This is a genomic window from Saccharopolyspora taberi, from assembly GCF_039534165.1.
GTDB classification, from domain to species: domain Bacteria; phylum Actinomycetota; class Actinomycetes; order Mycobacteriales; family Pseudonocardiaceae; genus Saccharopolyspora_D; species Saccharopolyspora_D taberi.
Map to the genome: position 1 here is coordinate 110,359 of NZ_BAAAUX010000023.1, position 17,532 is coordinate 127,890.

The window sequence follows — 17,532 nt, forward strand, 5'->3', positions numbered from 1 at the left end:
CCGCTCGTCAGCCGAGGAAGCGGCGCAGGACGTCGGCGCAGTGCCGGATCTCGGCGGTGCGCACGTGCTCCTCCCTGGTGTGCGCCACCGTCGGTGAGCCGGGGCCGAAGTTGACCGCGGGCATGCCGAGCGCGGCGAACCTGGCCACGTCGGTCCACCCCAGCTTGGCGACCGGCTCCCCGCCGGAGGCCGCGACCAGCTCCGCCGCCGCGGGCTGGTTCAGGCCCGGCAGCGCGCCCTGCGCGCTGTCGACCAGGGTGACGTCGAAGCCGTCGAAGACCTCGCGCACGTGCGCCTCGGCCTCGGCCGGCGAGCGGTCCGGTGCGAACCGGTGGTTCACCGTGACCACGCATTCGTCGGGCACGACGTTGCCCGCGACCCCGCCGCTGATCCGGACCGCCTGCAGTCCCTCGTGGTAGCGCAGGCCGTCGATCTCGGGCTCGCGCGGCACGTAGTCGACCAGCCGCCGCAGGATCGGGTGCACGGCGTGGATGGCGTTGTCCCCCATCCACGCGCGGGCGGTGTGCGCCCGCTTGCCGGTGGTGCGGACCTCGACCCGCAGCGTGCCCTGGCAGCCCGCCTCGATCGAGGCGTTCGACGGCTCGCAGACCACCGCGAGATCACCGGCCAGCCACTCCGGCAGCTCCCGCTCGATGCGCCGGAGCCCGTTGCGCTCGGCCTCGATCTCCTCGCAGTCGTAGAAGACGAAGGTCAGGTCGTGGCGCGGTTCGGCGAGACCGGCGGCGACGTTGAGCATCACCGCGTCGCCGCCCTTCATGTCGGTGGTGCCGCAGCCGTGCAGGATCTCGTCGGCGCCGGAACCGGTGCGGTGCGAGGGCACGTTCTCGTTGATCGGCACCGTGTCCAGGTGCCCCGCCAGCACGACCCGCGAACCCCGCCCGAGGTTCGTCCGCGCCAGCACCGCGTCGCCGTTGCGCACCACCTCCAGGTGCGGGGCCTGCTGCCGCAGCGCCTGCTCCACCGCGTCGGCGATGGCCTTCTCGGTGCCGGAGACGCTGGGGATGTCGACCAGCGCGGCGGTCAGTTCGACGGGGTCTGCGGTGAGGTTCAGCTCGGCGGTCACGCCGGGCAGGCTACCCGCGCGCGACCGCCGCGGCCCCGGGTGGAACCGGTTCGGACGCTCCGGCGTCCCACGAACGATCGCCGAACTCGGGAGGTGGGCGTGGGGTACCGAGCGAACCCCGATGCGCTGGACGGGGCCGGGGCCAAGGCCGAAGCGGCCGGGAGCCAGGCCGGGCGGGTGGATCTGGAGCGGCCCGCCGCCGACATCGGCCGGGCGATGCCCGGCGGGGCCACCGAGGACACCGCCGCCCGGGTCTCGCGGAGCTGGGCGGACGCGCTGGAGAAGTGGAGCCGCGAGGCCGAGCGGCACGGCGCGTCGCTCAGGGCCGCCGCCGACGACTACCGCGCCACCGACCGGTCCAACGCCGACCAGCTCGCGCGGACGGGAGCCCGCTGATGGTGTCGCTGGCCGACGTGCGCCGGTGGGAACCGGCGGCCCTGGAGGAGATCTTCCGCACGCTGGGCAAGCGCCGGGACGAGCTCGTCGGGCTGGAGGACGAGCTCGACGGCGTCAAGAACCCGCCGGACTGGGAGGGCGAGGCCGCGGGCCCGGCCGCGAAGCGGCACGCCGGGCTGACCAGGTCGATGCGGGAGCTGATCGCCGAGGTCTCCTCCGTGCGGACCGCCGTCGGCAACGCCTCCGACGACGTCGAGGCGATCCGCCGCAGGCTCGCCGAGACCGAGTCCACCGCCGAGGCGCACGGGTTCCAGATCACCGCGGAGGGCGGCGTGCGCGACGCCCATCCGCCCGAGGACGTCCCCGAGGACGAGGTGGAGCAGGTCAGGCAGCAGCGCTTGCAGGTCCGGGACCGGCTCGTCGAGGACGTCCGCAAGATCCTGATCGACGCCAAGCGGACCGACGCCGAGCTCGCCGAGGTCCTCGACTCGGCCGACAAGGACAGGATCGAGCCCGGTAAGGGCGACTCGCTGGCGTCGGCCGCCAACACCACCGAGGTCCAGGCGCTGGCCGCCTCGGTGCGCCCGCCGGAGGGCGGCTCGCCCGAGGACAACGCCAGGTGGTGGAAGTCGCTGCCGGAGGACCAGCGCGAGGCGCTCCGGCAGAACCCGCCCGCCTGGCTGGGCAACCGCGACGGCATCCCCGCCGAGATCCGCGACCGGGCCAACCGCGCCCGCATGGGCGACGAGCGGGCCGCGCTGACCGCGAAGAAGGCGGAGCTGGAGCAGGGCGGCGTCTCCGACGACGAGAAGGAGGAGCTGGCCGGGGTCGAGGCCAAGATCAAGTCGGTGGACGCGGTGCAGAAGATGCTCGACCGCGGCGACCGGCAGCTGATGCTGCTCGACACCGGCGGTGAGCGGGCGAAGGCCGCGGTGGCGGTCGGAAACGTCGACACCGCCGACCACGTCGCGGTGTTCACGCCCGGGTTCAACACCACCGTCGACGGTTCGCTGAACGCCGACAAGCAGATGGACGAGCTGCGCAGGCAGGCCCAGTACGAGAGCGACCGCTACGGCGAGGGCGGCGAGGTCGCCGCGGTGACCTGGGTCGGCACCGAGTTCCCGCAGTGGAGCGAGATCGCCGACCCGGACCGGTCGGTGGCCAGCTCCGAGCCCGCCGAGAAGGGCGGGCAGAAGCTCGGCGACTTCTACAAGGGCATCAACGCCTCCCGCGAGGACGACCCGCACCTGACCGCGCTCGGCCACTCCTACGGCTCGACGATGACCGGCTACGGCCTCCAGCAGGACGGCCACGGCGTCGACGACGCGGTCCTGTTCGGCTCGCCGGGAGCGGGCACCGGCGACGTGCAGGACCTCGGGCTGCCGGAGGGCCACGCCTACCGGATCGAGGCCAGGGACGACAAGGTCGCCGACCTGGCGCGCTTCGGCGGCGATCCCAGCCACCTGGACGGGATGACCGGCCTGTCGGCCAAGGACTCCGAGGTGGGCGGCCGGAAGCTGGCCGAGGTCACCGGCCACAGCAGCTACTTCACCCCGGACAGCACCAGCCAGTACAACATGAGCACCGTGGTCGCCGGTCTGCCCGACCGGGCCGTGCGCGACGATGGGCGCGGTTTCGGCGACGTGATCTCGTGGCCGGTGTCCAAGATCTCGGGGCTGTTCTGATGCGACTCGGCAAAGCACTCCCGCTCATCGCGGGCGGCGCGCTCCTGGCCGCCTGCGCCACCCCATCCGCTCCGAACGACGAGGGACCCATGGAAGACCCGCGGGCCGCGCTCCGGCAGCGCCCCAGCATCGAGGAGATCTCCGCCCGGTACGACCAGATGCAGCAACGGCTGCGGGACCGGTTGTCCGCCGAGGTCGGTGCGGCGGGCTGGGAGGTGTCGGCACCGGTCAGCCGGGCGGGCTGCACCGAGCTCCCCGAGGTCCACGACGCCGAGAGCTGGGTGCTCGACTCCTGGAAGTCCCCCGGCAACCTGCCGGACGCGGAGTGGTCGCGGGCGGTGGCCATCGTCGGCGAGGTCACCGGCGAGTACGGCTTCGGCGCGCCCGAGGCGGTCGTGGATCGGCCGGGCGACCACGAGATCACCGCCAAGGACCCCTTCGGCGCGGTCTACCAGTTCGGCACCGCCAGCAACACGATGCTGATGGTCAGCACCGGCTGCCACCTGCTCCGGTCCGCGCACGGCTGACCCCTGCGGGACAGCTGTCACCTGCGCCGATTACCGTTTTCCCCATGAGCAGCGCACACACCCCCGACCCGCAGTCCACCGGCGCCCACGGCGTCGGCCTGGCCACCGTCACCGACGACGGCACGGTGCTCGACACCTGGTTCCCCACCGTCAAGCTCGGCGACCCCGGCCGGTCCGGCAGCACCCGGCTCTCCGCCGAGGAGGCCGCGCAGTCGCTGGGCGAGGCCGGTGCCGCACTGCTCGGCCGGGACGACGCCAGGGGCGTCGAGATCGTCGCGGTCCGCACCGAGATCGCCCGGCTCGCCGACGAGCCCGCCGACGCCCACGACATCTACCTGCGGCTGCACCTGCTGTCGCACCGGCTGGTGCACCCGCACGGCCAGAACCTCGACGGCATGTTCGGCGTGCTGTCCAACGTCGTGTGGACCAACCACGGCCCCTGCCCGGTGGAGGGCTTCGAGGCGACCCGGCTGCGGCTGCGTGCGCGCGGGCCGGTCACCGTCTACAGCATCGACAAGTTCCCGCGCATGGTCGACTACGTCGTCCCGTCCGGGGTCCGCATCGGCGACGCGGACCGGGTCCGGCTGGGCGCGCACCTGGCCAGCGGCACCACGGTCATGCACGAGGGCTTCGTCAACTTCAACGCGGGCACGCTGGGCGCGTCGATGGTCGAGGGCCGCATCTCGGCGGGCGTGGTGATGGGCGACGGCTCCGACCTCGGCGGCGGTGCCTCGATCATGGGCACGCTGTCCGGTGGCGGCAAGGAGGTCATCTCGGTCGGCGAGCGCTGCCTGATCGGCGCCAACGGCGGCGTCGGCATCTCGCTGGGCGACGACTGCGTGGTCGAGGCCGGCCTCTACGTCACGGCGGGCACCAAGGTCACGCTGCCGGACGGCACCATCACCAAGGCCCGCGAACTGTCCGGCTCCACCGGCCTGCTGTTCCGCCGCAACTCCAGCACCGGCGCGGTCGAGGTCGCGACCCGCACCGGCGGCAAGGTCGAGCTGAACGCGGCACTGCACGCCAACGACTGAGGCACTCAGGGCTGCGAACGCAGCGAAGCGGAACCACCGCCGGGGTGCATCTCCGCCCGGAAGAACCAGGCGGAGATGCGCCCCGGCATTTTTATAATCGGGAATGGCTTCGACGATCGGCGCACGCGAGTGGCACAACCGGGATATCGCCGATCTGGTCGGCGCCGAACCGATCGAGGTGGGCGCCGACGCGCCGATCTCCGAGCAGATTCGCGCCGGGCTCGACTCCCGGCTGCGCGCGCTGGTCTCCCACGACCCCGGCACCCGGCTCGGCGAGGACCCCGAGGAACTGCACCAGATGCGGGTGTCGGTGCGGCGGATGCGAGCGATGCTCAAGTCCGGCCGCCGCTTCCTGGACTCCGCCTGGTCGGAGCCGCTGCGCGCGGAGCTGGGCTGGCTCGGCCGCGCGCTCGGACCGGTCCGCGACCTCGACGTCCTGCTCGAACGCCTGCGGGAGGAGGCCGCGACCTTCGACGCCGACGAGAGCGCGGCGGCGGCCCGGCTGATCTCGGGCCTGGAGGTCGAGCACGGGCAAGCCCGGTACGAGATGCTGGCGGCGCTGGACAGCGACCGCTACCTGGAGCTGGTGCGCGCGCTGGCCACCGCCGTCCGCGACGAACTCCCGAGGTCCGCTGTGGACGGCTCCGGGGAGCTGCGGCAACTGGTCCGCAAGCAGTACCGCAGGCTGGCGAAGTCGGTGCGGCAGCTCGAAGACGAGCCCGCGGACGCGGAACTGCACGCGCTGCGCATCGAGGGCAAGCGGCTGCGCTACACCGCCGAACTGGCCGAAACCGCGCTGGGGCTCAAGAACCTGCTCAAGGCGGCCAAGCGGTTCCAGGACGTGCTCGGCGAGCACCAGGACGCCTGCGTGGCCCAACAGCGCGTGCGCGAACTGCTCGCCGGTCTCGCCGACGACGTCGACGCCGGGGTGGCCTTCGTGGCCGGGCGGCTCGTCGAACGGGAGGAGGCCCGCAGGCTGGAGCGCCGGGCGCAGTGGCGCGCCGCGTGGGAGGAGCTGGAGTCAGCGGCCGACGGCATCTAGACGAACGGACATGGGATTGGAGTCGATTACCCATAGATCGTCCGGGCCGGGGCCGGTTGACTGAGCGCCATGACATCGATTCTCGTACTGGCCGCGTCGGGCAAGACCGGCCGCCGCATCGTCCCCCGGTTGCAGGCCGCGGGGCACTCGGTCAAGGCCGCGTCGAGGTCGAGCGAGGTCCGCTTCGACTGGACCGACCGCTCCACCTGGTCCGGCGCGCTCTCCGGAACCACCGCGGTCTACCTGGTGGTGCCGGACGAACCCGTCGCCGTGGACGACTTCGTGCAGCAGGCGGTGGCGGCCGGGGTCACCCGGTTCGTCGCGCTCTCCGGCCGCGGCGTGGACATCTACAAGGTGCCCGGCATGCACGCGGCGGAGGAAGCGGTCCGCGCCTCCGGCGTCGAGTGGACCATCCTGCGGGCGAACAACTTCGCCCAGAATTTTGATGAGGATCTCTGGCTCGCGCCGCTCCAGGAGGGCGAGCTCGCGCTGCCGATCAAGGACGAGCGGGATCCGTTCGTCGACCTCGAGGACGTCGCCGACGTGGCCGCTGCCGTGCTCACCGAGGACGGGCACGCCGGGCGGGTCTACGAGCTGTCCGGGCCGCGCGCGCTGGACTTCGGCGAGGCCGTCGACCTGGTCGCGAAGGCCACCGGCAGGACCATCCGGTTCGTCTCGCAGTCGTCCGAGGAGTACGTGGCGGGGCAGGTGGCGCGCGGTGTTCCGGCCGAAGCCGCCCAGTTCCTCGACATGATCATGGGCGTGCTGCGCGACGGGCACATCGCCGCGGTCACCGACGGGGTCCGGCAGGTGCTCGGCCGCGAGCCCCGCAGCTTCGAGTCCTACGTCGAGCGCACCGCGGCGACCGGCGTCTGGGGGTGAGGTCGCGGGCCCGGCCCGGCCGGGCCCGCGTCAGCTCTCGGCGAGCCGCTCGGCCGCGGCGGCCACCCGCTCGTCGGTCGCGGTGAGCGCGACCCGCACGTGGTGCGAGCCCGCCGGACCGTAGAAGGTGCCGGGAGCGACCAGGATCCCGCGCTCGGCGAGCCAGTCCACCGTCTCGGCGGCGGTCGCGCCACGCGTGGCCCACAGGTACAGGCCCGCTTCCGAGTGCTCGATCGCGAAGCCCGCCCGCTCCAGCGCGGGCCGCAGGACGGCGCGCCGGGCGGCGTAGAGATCCCGCTGCGCGCGCACGTGCTCGTCGTCGCCCAGCGCGGCGGTCACCGCTTCCTGCACCGGCCGCGCGACGATCATCCCCGCGTGCTTGCGCAGCTCCAGCAGCCGCTTGACCAGCACCGGGTCACCGGTGACGTACCCGGCCCGGTATCCGGCCAGGTTCGACGACTTCGACAGCGAGTGCACCGCGAGCACCCCGGTGAAGTCCTCGGTCACCGACGGGTGCAGCACCGAGACCGGCTCGGCGTCCCAGCCCAGCGCCAGGTAGCACTCGTCGGAAGCCACGACCGCGCCGACCTCGCGGGACGCGCGCACCAGCGCGCGCAGCCGGTCCGCGCCGAGCACGCGACCGGTCGGGTTCGACGGCGAGTTCAGCCAGACCAGGGCGGTTCCGGGCGGCGGCAGGTCGTCCGGCCCCAGCCGCACCACCGTCGCCCCGGCCAGTGTCGCGCCGACCTCGTAGGTCGGGTACGCCAGGTCCGGAATCGCCACCACGTCGCCGGGGCCGACGCCGAGCAGCGTCGGCAGCCAGGCGACGAGTTCCTTCGAGCCGATCGTCGGCAGCACCGCCTCCGGCGCCACCCCGGCCACGCCGTACCGGCGTTCCAGCGCCGCGACCGCGGCGGCCCGCAGCTCGGGCGTGCCGTGGGTGGCCGGGTAGCCCGGCTGGTCACCCGCGGACGCCAGCGCCCGCTGGAGCCGGTCCGGGACCGGGTCGACCGGGGTGCCGACGGACAGGTTGACGATCCCCCCGGGATGCTGCTGCGCGCGCTCCTTCTGGCCGGCGAGTGAGTCCCACGGGAAATCAGGCAGCGCCGGTCCCCGGCGGCCGATGGCCGGGCCGGTCATTCGCCCTGCGGAGGCAGGCTCGTGACGGGCTCCACGTCGAAGTCCTTCTTGCCCACCTTCGCCGCGCCACCGGGCGAGCCGAGCTCGTCGAAGAAGTCCACGTTCGCCTTGGTGTAGGCGGCCCACTCGTCCGGCACGTCGTCCTCGTAGTAGATGGCCTCCACCGGGCACACCGGCTCGCAGGCACCGCAGTCGACGCACTCATCGGGGTGGATGTAGAGCATCCGCCCGCCCTCGTAGATGCAGTCGACAGGGCACTCCTCGATGCATGCCTTGTCGAGCACGTCGACGCAGGGCTCGGCGATCACGTAGGTCACGGTTGCTCTCCTGCTTGAAGCGTTGTCCTACCCGCGAAAGGAATCTCCTGACGCGGCTGATGACAGTATCCCCCGAGGTCTCCTGAGCGGGAACAGGTCCCAAGGCTTGGCACCGGACGTCTGCCACGCGAAACGCGCCGATGCTGGTCGGAGGGCAGCGATCCACCGCGGAGTGCTCTTCGCCACAGTCAGCCGCCGCGGGCCGCGTTCCGGCCCGTCACGATGCCCAGCATCAACGCGCTCGGCAGCGAGCCCGCACCGATGAACAGCAGCGCCCGCCAGTCCCCGACGAGCACGATGTCCCCGCCCGGACCGAACAGCCCGAAGACGAACACCGTCAGGAACCACAGCGCGAACGGCGCCGCCGCCACCCGCCTGCGCGGCGAGAGCCTGCCCGCCGCCGACACCAGCAGCGGGGTGGTCACCGCGGCCACCGCCGCCGTGATCGGGAACTGCACCTGACCCACCCAAAGCGGCAGGTAGAGCAGCTCGACCACCGCCAGCAGCACGGCGTCGACCAGCAGGAGGGCGAACAGCGTCCGGTCGGCACCCGTCAACGGTTGCCCACCGGCTCGGTACCGCTGACCCCCAGCCCGCCGAACAGATCGGTCGCGCACCCCTGCGGGTCGCCCGCGGCCAGCACGTAGTGCTCGGTCTGCACCACGGGCTGCGCGACGCCGTTCGACAGCGCGTACGCGGCCACCCCGGCGCCGTTGTCCCACCGGTCGAGCCAGACCTTGACCTGCGTGCCGTGCGCGCGCAGCGCGCTGATCTTGGCGGGCAGGTGCTCGCCGATGTCGATCACGGTGCTGATCGACTCGTCGGCCACCCCGGGCAGCTCGTGCGGCTCCGGCAGGTCGAACGGCATGCCCTCGGCCTCGGCCAGCGCCGCCAGGCCCTCCCCGGTCACCCCGCGCGAGGGAACGGCGTGGAAGACCCGCAGCACGTCCGGCGAGTTCGCGGTGGCCGCCATGGTCACCTCGTGGGCGCGGATGTGGTCCGGGTGCCCGTAACCGCCGTCGGCGGCGTAGGTCACGACGACCTGCGGCCGGACCTCCCGCAGCACCGCCTCCAGAGCCTCGGTCTGCGCCTGCCGGTCGCCGGTCGCGAAGGCGCGCGGGTGCGCTTCGGCCAGCGCGCCCGCCTTGCCCGGTTCCTCCCAGAGCATCCCGGAATCCCGCCAGCGGCCGACGCCGCCGAGGAACCGGTGGTCGGCGACCCGCAGCGCGGTGCAGGCCGAGCGGAGCTCGCCGACCCGGTAGCCGCCGAGCTGGTCGGCCTGGTCGGCGGCCAGGCCGCGAAGGCTGTCCGGGATGACCTCGCCCTCCTCACCGAGGGTGCAGGTCACCAGGACCACCTGCACGCCGCGCGCGGCGTAGCGGGCGATCGTCCCGCCGGTCCACAGGGTTTCGTCATCGGGGTGCGCGTGTACCAGCAGCAACCGCGGTGGGGCCGTCAGCGTCACCGCTCCAGCCTAATCGTCCGGGTGATCATGTGAGCGAAAGGTAGCGGGATTGGCCCCGAAGTCCGGTTCAGGACAGCGTCCCTGGCTGGTTGGCCGCGTGCGCGGTCACGACCGCGACGACCCGGTCCGCCGGCGACAGCCGCGAGTCCCGGCGGAGCGCGTCGGCGGCGACCAGGCCGGCCGCCGAGCTCAGCTCGACCCCCACGCCCGCGCGGCCGAACCGCTCGGCCGCCCGGTGCAGGTCCGCGTCGGTGCAGGCCACAGCGGTACCGCCGGACTCCCGGATCACCCGCAACGACATCGCGGTCGCCTGCGGGTTGCTGATCGAGGTCGCCTCGACCGGCCCGGGATCGTCGACGACCGGCGGCAGGTCGGCGTCCTCGCGCAGCGCGCGGGTCAGCGACGGGTACCGCTCGACGGCGACCATCCGCGGCGTCCGGGACACCACGCCCAGCGCCAGCAGCTCCTGGAAACCCAGCCACATCCCCATGAACCCGTCACCGCGCGACACCGGCGCGGCCACGACCTCCGGGACGTCGCCGAGGTCGCGCACGATCTCGTAAGCGATCGTCTTGTACCCCTCGATGCCGACCCACAGGCTGCTGACCGGGACCGCCGAGGTGTTGGTCAGCACTGCCCACTCGTCGGAGTTCTCGCGCAGGATCGCCCACCGCTGCTCGGCGTCGGAGCCGAAGCGCAGCTCACCACCGAAGCGCCGGACCAGCCCGCGCGCGGTGGCGTCCATCTCCTCGGTGGTCACCACCACCGACTCCAGCCCGGCCGCCGCGGCGTAGGCGGCGGCCGACACCCCGGCGTTCCCGCTGGAGGCCACCGCGACCGTCGCCGCGCCGTGCTGGCGCGCCCAGGACACCGCCGTGCTGAAGAACCGGTCCTTGAAGCTCCCGGTCGGATTGCGCCGCTCGTCCTTGACCAGGACGCCCGCGGCCTCGAACAACGGCGTCCCGCCCTCGGCGAGCGTCACCGCCTTGCCGGCCTCCACCGGCAGCAGCTCCCGGTGCGACCACAGCCCGGGACGGCGGCGCGACCACTCGTCCCAGAGCGCCGGGCCGTCGACACCGGTGAGGTCGAGATCGGCGACCAGCGCCGAAGGCACGCCCTGCGCGCGGCACCGCGAGCACCCCAGGGTGTCGTGGCGCGGCTCGGCCGAGGTCCCGCACCGGACGCAACGCAGTCCTCGCAACAACGTCAGTTCCTCCCGCGGCTATTACCAGCCGTCATTCTTGGCAGGTGTTCCCAGCCACTGGGCCGCGGTCGAGAACGGCCCGGCGAAACCGTGTCCCGGCTGCACGCCGGTGACGTCCCGGCGCAGCGCAAGCACCTGCGCCTGCTGGTAGAGCGGCAGCGCCACCGCCTGGTCCCACACCGCCGCCTCGACGCGGGCGGAGGCGTCCGGGAAGGGCATGCGGCCGGTGAGCGCGGCCTCGATCGTCGGCTGGAGCAGCTCGTCGCAGAACCCGGCCGGGTTCTGCGGGAACGGCTGCTCGCCGTCGGGCGAGACGCCCGGGCAGCCGAAGGAGGACGCCATCATCGCGGCCGGATCGCCGCCCGCGGGCCGCGGCGCGATCGCCATGTCGACCGAGGTGACCTCGGCCGGGTCCTCGGCCAGCGGGTTGGCCGGCAGCGTCTCGCCGAACAGCTGGTCGCCGGTCGGCGTGGTCACGGTCGCCCCGATGCCCTGCTCGCGCAGCTGCTGCGCCAGCGCCTCGGCGATCCGCACGTACTGCTCGTGCCGGAACGGCGCGGCGATCAGCAGGTTCAGCGGGCGGCCGTCCCGCTCCCAGACCCCGGCGGTCCGCTGGTACCCGGCCTCCCGCAGCGACTGCTCCACCCGCGCCGGGTCCGGCTTGCCGGAGAAGGCGCCCGCCGGTTCGGTCGGCGTGTAACCCCGCTCGGAGGGCGCGAGCACCTGCGCGTGCGCGGGCAGCTGGTCGGCCGGACCACCGCCGGTGCCCGCTTCGATCAGCGCTTCCCGGTCCACGGCCGACATCACGGCGTTGCGCACCCGGAGGTCGGACAGCTGCGGGCTGTTCGGCCGCAGCAGCAGCTGCATGGTCGCCTGGTGCGGCACGGTGAGCAGCTGGACCTGGTCGCCCAGCTCGCGCAGGGAGTTCATGGTGGTGCTGTCGGCGCCGAAGACCGCGAGGTGCGAGTCACCGCTGCGCAGCGCGTTGATCTGGCCGACCTCGTCGTTGGCCCGGAAGACGATCCGGTCCGAGGCCGCTGGCGTGCCCCACCAGCGCTCGTTGCGTTCCAGGACGATCTCGCCGCGCTCCAGGTCGACCTGGCGGATCGCGAACGGCCCGCCGGAGGCGGGGTAGCCGTCGTCCAGCGCCGTGGACCAGCCGCGCGGCGCGTCCCGCAGCAGGTGCGCGGGCAGCAGGTTGGTGAACAGCGTCTGCCAGCCCGGGTAGGGCTTGGCGAAGGTGACCTCGACGGTCTTGCCCGCTTGCCGGGACGCGACGTTCTCGATCAGCTGGTACCCGGCCGGATCGGCCACGCCCGGCTGCGACCGCAGCTGCTCCCACAGGTAGACGAAGTCCTCGGCGGCGATCGGCGCGCCGTCGGACCAGCCGGCCTCCTTGCGGATCCGGTAGCGGACGGTGAACTTCTCCGCCTCCGGCACCACCTCGGCGGACTCCATGAGCGTGGTGTCCAGCTGGAGGGTTCCGTCCGCCGCCGGGCGGAAGACGGACGGGAGCATCAGGCTCGACAGCGCCGACGAGGTCGGCGACAGGTCGGCGAGGGTGTGCGGGTTGAACCCGCCTTCCATCCGGTCGACGCCCACGACGACCTCGGTCGGCATCGGCTGCTGCGAGCTCGACGACGTCTCGGGTGCGGGCGCGGTCGGTTCGACCAGCGGGGGCGGGGGCGCGTTCGTGCAGGCCGCCACCACGCTCACCACCGCCACCAGCAACCCGGCCCCGGTGAGCCGTCGGCGTCGACCCTGGTACACGACGTGCGAACCTCCCCTCACCGAGATCCCCCTCCGCGCTTCCCGATGGAGGACGCGCGGAAGTACCCCATGGTTCCGTCCACCGATCCGGTGACCGACACCGGGGTGCCGCTACTCAGCGTTCTCTCAGGTCGCGGGTGGGATCCAGCCTCCCGCAGCGGAGGCGTTCGCGCGCGCAGCGGAGGCTCCGCGCGCGAACGCGGTCACGCCTGGTTGTCGCGGGCCTTCGCCCGGGACCGCTCACGACCGCGGGTGGTGGCGTCCAGGACCATCTTGCGGACCCGGATCGCGTCCGGCCCGACCTCGACGCACTCGTCACCGGCGCAGAACTCCAGCGCCTCCTCCAGGCCGAGCTTGCGCGGCCGGGCCAGCCGCTCCAGCTCGTCCCCGGTCGCCGAGCGCATGTTGGTGAGCTTCTTCTCCTTGGTCACGTTGATGTCGAGGTCCTCGGCGCGCGGGTTCTCGCCCACGACCATGCCCTCGTACACCTCGGCGCCGGGCTCGACGAAGAAGCTGCCCCGGTCGGCCAGCTGGAGCATCGCGTAGCTGGTGACCGCGCCGGACCGGTCGGCGACCAGCGAACCGCTGTGCCGGGTGCGCAGCTCGCCCACCCACGGGAAGTAGCCCTCGAAGACGTGGTTGGCGATGCCGGTGCCGCGGGTCTCGGTGAGGAACTCGGTGCGGAAACCGATCAGCCCGCGGGACGGGACGACGTACTCCAGCTTGATCCGGCCGGTGCCGTGGCCGTCCATCGTCTCCATCTTGCCCTTGCGCCCGGCCAGCAGCTGGGTGATCGCGCCCAGGTGCTCCTCCGGCGAGTCGATGGTCAGCCGCTCGAACGGCTCGCACAGCTTGCCGTCGATGGTCCTGGTGACCACCTGCGGCTTGCCGACGGTGAGCTCGAAGCCCTCCCGGCGCATGGTCTCCACCAGCACCGCCAGCGCCAGCTCGCCCCGGCCCTGCACCTCCCAGGCGTCCGGCCGCTCGGTCGGCACGACCTTGACGCTGACGTTGCCGATCAGCTCGGCGTCCAGCCGGTTCTTCACCATCCGCGCGGTGACCTTGGTGCCGCCGTTGCGGCCGGTCAGCGGCGAGGTGTTGACGCCGATGGTCATCGAGATCGCCGGGTCGTCGACGGTGATCCGGGGCAGCGGCTGCGGGTCCTCGGGGTCGGCGAGGGTGTCGCCGATGGTGATGTCGGGGATGCCTGCGATGGCGACCAGGTCGCCCGCCGAGGCCTCGGCCGCCGGCACCCGGTCCAGGTTCTCGGTGATCAGCAGCTCGGTGAGCCGGACCTTCTCGACGGTGCCGTCCTCGCGGCACCAGCCGACGGTCTGGCCCTTGCGCATGGTCCCGGAGTGGATCCGGCACAGCGCGATCCGGCCGAGGAACGAGGAGGCGTCGAGGTTGGTCACCAGCGCGCGCAGCGGCGCGTCGGTGTCGGCGACCGGCGCGGGCACCCGCTCCAGCAGCACGTCGAACAGCGAGCTCAGGTCTTCGTCGGCGGGCAGGTCGCCGTCGGCGGGAGCGGTCAGGCTGGCGCGTCCGGCGCGCGCGGAGGCGTAGATGACGGGCAGATCCAGGATCTGCTCCATGTCGACGCCCTCGCCGTCGAGCTCCGAGGCGAGGTCGAGCAGCAGGTCGTGGGCCTCCTCGACGACCTCGGCGATCCGGGCGTCGGGCCGGTCGACCTTGTTGACCACCAGGATCACCGGCAGCCCGGCGGCCAGCGTCTTGCGCAGCACGAACCGGGTCTGCGGCAGCGGGCCCTCGCTGGCGTCGACCAGCAGCACCACGCCGTCGACCATCGACAGCCCGCGCTCGACCTCGCCGCCGAAGTCGGCGTGGCCGGGGGTGTCGACGACGTTGATCGTGACCGGGCCGTCCGGGGTTTCGCGCCGGATGGCCGTGTTCTTGGCCAGGATCGTGATGCCCTTCTCCCGCTCCAGGTCGTTGGAGTCCATCACGCGGTCGACCAGCTCGGCCCGCTCGGAGAAGGCACCTGACTGCCGCAGCATGGCATCGACCAGGGTGGTCTTTCCGTGGTCGACGTGCGCGACGATCGCGACGTTTCGCAGATCGCTGCGGACCCGCTGGTTGGGGGCGACGCTCGTGGCGGACACGCGAGTACTCCTGTCGAACAAGGTGGGCGAACTGAGTCGGAACGGCTGTGCGCGGCGGTTTTCGTCGACTCGGCGTCCGGCCGCGGCTCCGCTGTCGTTCGCCGCTGCGGAGCTGATGACGGCGCCGCCGGTCTCCCCGGAAGCGCGGCGCGTGTCGACGCGCGGCCCTCAACAGCGTAGTGCAAGCCCGCTGCGCCACGGCCGACACGTGCGCAGCGCAACAGTTGCCCCGAACGCCAACATCAAGTTCGCCCAAACGGGTTAGGTTCGCCTACCCTGACCGCGCCCCACCTCCGCACCGGAAAGACCGCAGCGTGAGCAAAACGATCAAGGTCAAGAAGAAGTGCTGCCGCTCGCGGCCGCCGTGCAAGCAGTGCCCGATCGTGGTGCTGCGCGAACTGCTGCGCGAGGCCAAGGCCGAGGAGGTCCGCAAAGCCGAGAAGAAGGCGAAGAAGGCGGACGGCAAGAAGAAGAAAGCGAAATGATCCGACCTCGGCGCCCGGGGGCCGAGGGGAGCATGATCGCGACCGCTATTCGCCGGTCGCCGGGGCCAGGGGGTCGGCGTACTTCGCGAGTTCGGGGATCGTCCGCAGCGCCTGGAACTCGATCACCTCGTACCGCGCCATCTTGTGCAGCACCAGCGGGTCCAGGGCCAGGATCGCGTCCAGCCTGCCGCGGGGCATCGCCCGCGCGATGACCACGCCCCCGGCCATGTGCCCGCGATGCCCGGCGGCGATGAAATCGCCGGCGTCGTAATGCTGGGTGACCCAGTCGTAATGATCGACCAGCCATGCGTCGAGATCCGATTGCGCCGCCGTGTAATTCAGCAGTACCACGTACATTCCTTCACGGTAACTCCGGGACTTGACCCCTGCCGATCACCGAGCGGTAACATGGCCGTCGTGCGCGCGATGCTGAGCATGTGGTGGGCCGCCGAGGAGCGGCCCCGTCAGTTCGCGCACTGACCACGGAAAATCGGCCGCCGACCAGGCGGCCGGTTCGATCCGCGGTCCAGGCCTGGTGGCGGCCCGGAACACCAGGAGCCACCATGACCCGTCTGTCCGGCATCACGCCCTCCGGCCACGTGCACCTCGGCAACCACCTCGGTGCGGTGCGGCGATGGGCTGCCGACCGGGAGCCCGAGGACCTGTTCTTCGTCTCGGACCTGCACGCCATGACGATCCCGCACCGCCCCGAGCGGCTCCGCGCGCTGACCAGGGAGACGTTCGCGATCCTGCTGGGCGTGGGGATCGAACCGGACTCGGTGTTCGTGCAGTCCGACCTCTGCGGCGAGCTGGGCGCGCTGAACTGGGTCCTGGAGTGCACCTGCACCTTCGGCGAGGCGGCCCGGATGATCCAGTTCAAGGAGAAGGCGGGCGGGCAGGACTCGGTGCGCGTCGGGCTGCTGACCTACCCGGTGCTGATGTCGGCCGACATCCTGCTGCAGGGCGCGACCGAGGTCCCGGTAGGCACCGACCAGGACCAGCACGTCGAGCTCGCCAGAGCCCTGGCCAGGAGGTTCAACTCGACCTTCGGGGAGGTGTTCGCCGTCCCGAAGGCGGTGGTCCCCAAGACGGCGGCGAGCATCCGCGACCTGTCGGACCCGGGCCGCAAGATGGCCAAGTCCGCCCAGCAGTCGCCGGGCGGGGTCTTCGTCCTCGACGAGCCCGACGTCATCAGCCGCAAGTTCCGCCGCGCGGTCACCGACGGCGAGAGCGAGATCCGCTACGACCCCGAAACCCGGCCCGGGGTGGCGAACCTGCTTGAAATCCTCGCCGCCTGCACGGGGGTGAGCCCCTACGCCGCGGCGACGTCCGTCGACTCGTACGCGGATCTGAAGGACACCGTCGCGGCAGCGGTGATCGAGGAGCTGCGACCCGTGCGCGAACGCGCGCGGGAGCTGCTCGACGATCCGGCGGAGCTCGACCGGGTCCGGGCGCAGGGCGCGAAGCGCGCAGCGGAGCGCGGGCGACCGCGGCTGGAGGCCGCGATGCGGGTGGCGGGCCTGCGCTGAAAGCCGCCGCCCGGCGTCCCGGCCGGGAGTTCCAGCCGGGGCGCCGGGCACTCGCCCACCAGGGGTCAGGTCACTCGGTCACCAGTTCGAGTGGAGCATGATCCGGTTTGTGGCGACCGGACGATCGATCCCGCCAGCCTGGACTCATGGGTACTCTGGTTGACCAAGGGCACGCGCACGCGCCTCGCGTGTGCGACGAGACGGAGTCCGCATCCGCACCGGCCGAGAGGAGCGCGGTCATGGCAGCACCAGCGTTCGATCCGACGGCGAGGTTCGACCCCCTCATCGACCTCGACGGGCTGTGGACCCCCGAGCTGGCCGACCGGTACCTGCCGATCCCGGGGATGCCCCCGGCCAAGTACGAGTGCCTGGACGGAAAGCTGATCGTGAGCCCCTACGAAGGAACCGCCAACGCCTACGCCGCCGACGAACTGCGGTACCGGATGCGCGAGCCCGCCCGGACGCTCGGGGGAGCTGCCTACACGACGATCAACGTGCAGCTCGGCCAGCAGAGATGGATCGAGCCCGACTTCGTCGTCCTGAACAGTCCCGGCCGCGGCAGGGTGTGGGTCCCCGCCGATCGGGTGCTGCTCGTCGGCGAGTGCGTGTCCCCGTCCAGCCGGCGGAACGACCGGATCGACAAACCGGCCCTGTGCGCGCAGGCCGGGATCCCCTTCTTCATGCGCGTCGAGATCTCCTACGCCCGGCAGCGGGTCGAGGCCGAGCTGCTGCGGCTGGAAGACGGCGCGTACCGGGACCACGCCAAGGCGCTCGACGGCCAGCGGTTCGAGACCGAGGAGCCGTTCCCGCTGGCGTTCGACCCCGCGGAACTGCTGGAACCCTGAAGGG

General features: G+C 72.4%; 18 protein-coding genes. 9 read left to right on the forward strand and 9 right to left on the reverse strand.

Annotated elements, in window-relative coordinates:
- Nucleotides 1–7: 7 nt before the first annotated feature.
- Nucleotides 8–1,084 (reverse strand): succinyl-diaminopimelate desuccinylase, encoded by a 1,077-nt coding sequence (dapE, locus tag ABD691_RS26950; RefSeq protein WP_344684385.1) that lies wholly within the window; start codon nt 1,082–1,084, stop codon nt 8–10.
- A 99-nt stretch (nt 1,085–1,183) separates the two neighbouring features.
- On the opposite strand from dapE, the gene ABD691_RS26955 reads away from it, so the two are divergent.
- The 6 genes from ABD691_RS26955 (at nt 1,184) to ABD691_RS26980 (ending at nt 6,650) form a co-directional block, all read left to right on the forward strand.
- Nucleotides 1,184–1,480, forward strand: coding sequence for a hypothetical protein (locus ABD691_RS26955; protein WP_344684387.1), 297 nt, complete (start codon nt 1,184–1,186; stop codon nt 1,478–1,480).
- The gene (locus tag ABD691_RS26960; RefSeq protein WP_344684388.1) at nt 1,480–3,165 is read left to right on the forward strand and encodes an alpha/beta hydrolase; all 1,686 of its coding nucleotides are present in this window, start codon (nt 1,480–1,482) and stop codon (nt 3,163–3,165) included. The genes ABD691_RS26955 and ABD691_RS26960 overlap by 1 nt, the downstream gene beginning before the upstream one ends.
- Nucleotides 3,165–3,692 carry an LppA family lipoprotein gene (locus tag ABD691_RS26965; protein WP_344684389.1) on the forward strand — a complete coding sequence of 176 codons (528 nt, stop codon included), beginning with the start codon at nt 3,165–3,167 and terminating at the stop codon, nt 3,690–3,692. The genes ABD691_RS26960 and ABD691_RS26965 overlap by 1 nt, the downstream gene beginning before the upstream one ends.
- Nucleotides 3,693–3,736: 44 nt before the next feature.
- Complete coding sequence (dapD, locus tag ABD691_RS26970) at nt 3,737–4,726, forward strand: 2,3,4,5-tetrahydropyridine-2,6-dicarboxylate N-succinyltransferase (protein ID WP_344684391.1); 990 nt, start codon at nt 3,737–3,739, stop codon at nt 4,724–4,726.
- Between the two features lie 103 nt (nt 4,727–4,829).
- Nucleotides 4,830–5,768 (forward strand): CHAD domain-containing protein, encoded by a 939-nt coding sequence (locus ABD691_RS26975; RefSeq protein WP_344684393.1) that lies wholly within the window; start codon nt 4,830–4,832, stop codon nt 5,766–5,768.
- A gap of 69 nt (nt 5,769–5,837) precedes the next feature.
- Complete coding sequence (locus tag ABD691_RS26980; RefSeq protein ID WP_344684395.1) at nt 5,838–6,650, forward strand: NAD(P)H-binding protein; 813 nt, start codon at nt 5,838–5,840, stop codon at nt 6,648–6,650.
- A gap of 30 nt (nt 6,651–6,680) precedes the next feature.
- Here the strand turns inward: ABD691_RS26980 and dapC are convergent, their stop codons facing one another.
- The 7 genes from dapC to typA form a co-directional block, all read right to left on the reverse strand.
- Nucleotides 6,681–7,790 (reverse strand): succinyldiaminopimelate transaminase, encoded by a 1,110-nt coding sequence (gene dapC, locus ABD691_RS26985; protein WP_344684397.1) that lies wholly within the window; start codon nt 7,788–7,790, stop codon nt 6,681–6,683.
- The gene (gene fdxA / locus ABD691_RS26990; RefSeq protein WP_344684399.1) at nt 7,787–8,107 is read right to left on the reverse strand and encodes a ferredoxin; all 321 of its coding nucleotides are present in this window, start codon (nt 8,105–8,107) and stop codon (nt 7,787–7,789) included. The genes dapC and fdxA overlap by 4 nt, the downstream gene beginning before the upstream one ends.
- Nucleotides 8,108–8,295: 188 nt before the next feature.
- Entirely contained in the window at nt 8,296–8,664 is a 369-nt protein-coding gene (locus ABD691_RS26995; protein ID WP_344684401.1) for a hypothetical protein, read from the reverse strand.
- Complete coding sequence (mshB, locus tag ABD691_RS27000; protein WP_344684402.1) at nt 8,661–9,572, reverse strand: N-acetyl-1-D-myo-inositol-2-amino-2-deoxy-alpha-D-glucopyranoside deacetylase; 912 nt, start codon at nt 9,570–9,572, stop codon at nt 8,661–8,663. The genes ABD691_RS26995 and mshB overlap by 4 nt, the downstream gene beginning before the upstream one ends.
- A 67-nt stretch (nt 9,573–9,639) precedes the next feature.
- Nucleotides 9,640–10,773: a threonine synthase gene (locus ABD691_RS27005; protein ID WP_344684404.1), complete on the reverse strand. Its 1,134-nt coding sequence runs from the start codon at nt 10,771–10,773 to the stop codon at nt 9,640–9,642.
- A gap of 24 nt (nt 10,774–10,797) precedes the next feature.
- Nucleotides 10,798–12,546, reverse strand: coding sequence for an ABC transporter family substrate-binding protein (locus ABD691_RS27010; RefSeq protein ID WP_344684406.1), 1,749 nt, complete (start codon nt 12,544–12,546; stop codon nt 10,798–10,800).
- 203 nt (nt 12,547–12,749) lie between these two features.
- Nucleotides 12,750–14,669 carry a translational GTPase TypA gene (typA, locus tag ABD691_RS27015; RefSeq protein ID WP_344684408.1) on the reverse strand — a complete coding sequence of 640 codons (1,920 nt, stop codon included), beginning with the start codon at nt 14,667–14,669 and terminating at the stop codon, nt 12,750–12,752.
- Between the two features lie 314 nt (nt 14,670–14,983).
- On the opposite strand from typA, the gene ABD691_RS27020 reads away from it, so the two are divergent.
- Nucleotides 14,984–15,154 (forward strand): hypothetical protein, encoded by a 171-nt coding sequence (locus ABD691_RS27020; protein ID WP_344684410.1) that lies wholly within the window; start codon nt 14,984–14,986, stop codon nt 15,152–15,154.
- 45 nt (nt 15,155–15,199) lie between these two features.
- Here ABD691_RS27020 and ABD691_RS27025 read toward each other — a convergent pair whose 3' ends face one another.
- The gene (locus ABD691_RS27025; protein WP_344684411.1) at nt 15,200–15,511 is read right to left on the reverse strand and encodes a YciI family protein; all 312 of its coding nucleotides are present in this window, start codon (nt 15,509–15,511) and stop codon (nt 15,200–15,202) included.
- Between the two features lie 206 nt (nt 15,512–15,717).
- Here ABD691_RS27025 and trpS point away from each other — a divergent pair, with 206 nt between their 5' ends.
- Nucleotides 15,718–16,683, forward strand: a complete 966-nt coding sequence (gene trpS, locus ABD691_RS27030; RefSeq protein WP_344684413.1) for a tryptophan--tRNA ligase — start codon at nt 15,718–15,720, stop codon at nt 16,681–16,683.
- Between the two features lie 239 nt (nt 16,684–16,922).
- Nucleotides 16,923–17,528, forward strand: a complete 606-nt coding sequence (locus ABD691_RS27035; RefSeq protein WP_344684415.1) for a Uma2 family endonuclease — start codon at nt 16,923–16,925, stop codon at nt 17,526–17,528.
- Nucleotides 17,529–17,532: the final 4 nt, after the last annotated feature.

Excerpts from the sequence above, each read along its gene's own strand:
- ABD691_RS26960 (WP_344684388.1), top strand. The coding sequence starts at position 1,480 with ATGGTGTCGCTGGCCGACGTGCGCCGGTGGGAACCGGCGGCCCTGGAG.
- ABD691_RS26965 (WP_344684389.1), top strand. The coding sequence starts at position 3,165 with ATGCGACTCGGCAAAGCACTCCCGCTCATCGCGGGCGGCGCGCTCCTG.
- dapD (WP_344684391.1), top strand. The coding sequence starts at position 3,737 with ATGAGCAGCGCACACACCCCCGACCCGCAGTCCACCGGCGCCCACGGC.
- ABD691_RS26975 (WP_344684393.1), top strand. The coding sequence starts at position 4,830 with ATGGCTTCGACGATCGGCGCACGCGAGTGGCACAACCGGGATATCGCC.
- ABD691_RS26980 (WP_344684395.1), top strand. The coding sequence starts at position 5,838 with ATGACATCGATTCTCGTACTGGCCGCGTCGGGCAAGACCGGCCGCCGC.
- dapC (WP_344684397.1), bottom strand. The coding sequence starts at position 7,790 with ATGACCGGCCCGGCCATCGGCCGCCGGGGACCGGCGCTGCCTGATTTC.
- ABD691_RS27025 (WP_344684411.1), bottom strand. The coding sequence starts at position 15,511 with ATGTACGTGGTACTGCTGAATTACACGGCGGCGCAATCGGATCTCGAC.
- trpS (WP_344684413.1), top strand. The coding sequence starts at position 15,718 with ATGACCCGTCTGTCCGGCATCACGCCCTCCGGCCACGTGCACCTCGGC.
- ABD691_RS27035 (WP_344684415.1), top strand. The coding sequence starts at position 16,923 with ATGGCAGCACCAGCGTTCGATCCGACGGCGAGGTTCGACCCCCTCATC.